Source organism: Methanosaeta sp. UBA356, from assembly GCF_002496465.1.
GTDB lineage: Archaea > Halobacteriota > Methanosarcinia > Methanotrichales > Methanotrichaceae > Methanothrix > Methanothrix soehngenii.
In genome coordinates this window covers 1-1,290 of record NZ_DAKC01000087.1, presented here as the reverse complement: position 1 = coordinate 1,290, position 1,290 = coordinate 1, and the positions used below count along the sequence as shown (strand labels likewise).

Here is a 1,290-nt window from a genome sequence, read left to right as displayed (position 1 = left end):
TTCGGCGTCTCATTCAGGCTCTCATTCTCAGCCGCTTCCTCCAATGGTCCTGAGCTCTCAGGGATTCGAGCAAATAAGTCAGCATCAAAGGAGTCTATGATATCGGCGGCATCTTCGGCAAACTGATCATAAACCTCATCAGGAGCTTTATATGTGAATATATAAGCATACTCGTCAATCACAGTCCAGGCCTCCAAGACTCTGAATGTCACACCCTCGCTTTCCAGGCTATACACTATGGCATGAGCCGGCACTTCATTGATTGTGATATCGCTCTCGGTCAGGATCTGGAGATCTGGCATGATGTCATTGAGAACTCCCAACGCTGCCTGGCTATACACTTCCAGGGTTACATCCTGCCCCGCGGGAAGCTCTTCGTTCTGGAGCAACAGATATACCGTCGGATTATCGACATCCTCTCCAGGGGCCAGGAAGCCCACGATCATTCCTTGATCATTGGCTTCGGCCTCCTGCTCGATCCAATCTGCCGGATAAATCAGCTCAAATCCATAGTCATAGTTCTCATAAAACAGCCATTCATCCAGGTCGGAGAGGGCCAGGGCCCCGGAGGTGTCCAGAGGCTCGCTCTGGGCCTGAATGCTGCCATTTAAAGAGGAGTCAATAGAACCGTAAGCACAACCAAGCAGCGCCAGATTCAGTGCTGCTAGAATTATGGCTAGAAGCTTATTATTGATCGTAAAGATCACCTGTATTGCTTCATCATCAATAAGTATATGAAGATTCCTTTTGACCAGCTATTATGGGAGCGACCAGCGGATGCTCGTCGATCCCCGGCCCATTCCCTATCGTCCGGGGCTCATCGCAAAAGCCGTCCGAATTGGTATCATTGCAGCCCTCGCCTGGCTCGTCGTAATCGCTATAATGATTTCCGATGATCTTTGCGCCCTTCAGCAGTCCCATGAGCCCCTCCTCTTTCATCTCCATGCTCCACCGGTTGCCAACAGTATCGTTTGCTGCGACCCTGTTTTCCAGGAAGTCATTGGAATGGATGGTATTGTTCGTCGCCCCTTCCTCAATGTAAATGCCATACCTATTCTTATAGAGGTTATTATTCAGGATGATGTTATCAGAAGAGTCGATGAATATGCCGCATTTCCGCATCCGCATCCTCCTGAGCCGGTCAGGTTGAAGCCTTCAATCCTCGTTCCATTGGCCCTCAATGTGATGGCGCTCGACGATCCGTTGGCATCTATCACTGGCCGTCCGCTGCCGGTATCTACGCCTATCAGAGCTACTGAATGCAGGACGTGACTGCTCCCCGCCCTAAAG

At 50.5% G+C, this 1,290-nt stretch carries 3 protein-coding genes; all 3 read right to left on the bottom strand.

Annotation, left to right across the window (positions count from 1 at the left end; all coding sequences use genetic code 11):
* Window positions 1–707, bottom strand: a 707-nt coding sequence (locus tag BP727_RS07865) for a PsbP-related protein (protein WP_286858192.1), incomplete at its 3' end; no start/stop codon positions are given.
* 16 nt (window positions 708–723) lie between these two features.
* A complete protein-coding gene (locus tag BP727_RS07860) occupies window positions 724–1,122 on the bottom strand; it encodes a NosD domain-containing protein (RefSeq protein WP_286858190.1) in 399 nt (132 codons plus the stop codon).
* The coding region (locus BP727_RS07855; RefSeq protein ID WP_286858188.1) for a hypothetical protein at window positions 1,074–1,290 on the bottom strand (217 nt) is incomplete at its 5' end. The genes BP727_RS07860 and BP727_RS07855, both read right to left, overlap by 49 nt.

Coding starts and splice junctions, on each gene's coding strand:
- BP727_RS07860 (WP_286858190.1), bottom strand. CDS start 1,122: ATGCGGAAATGCGGCATATTCATCGACTCTTCTGATAACATCATCCTG.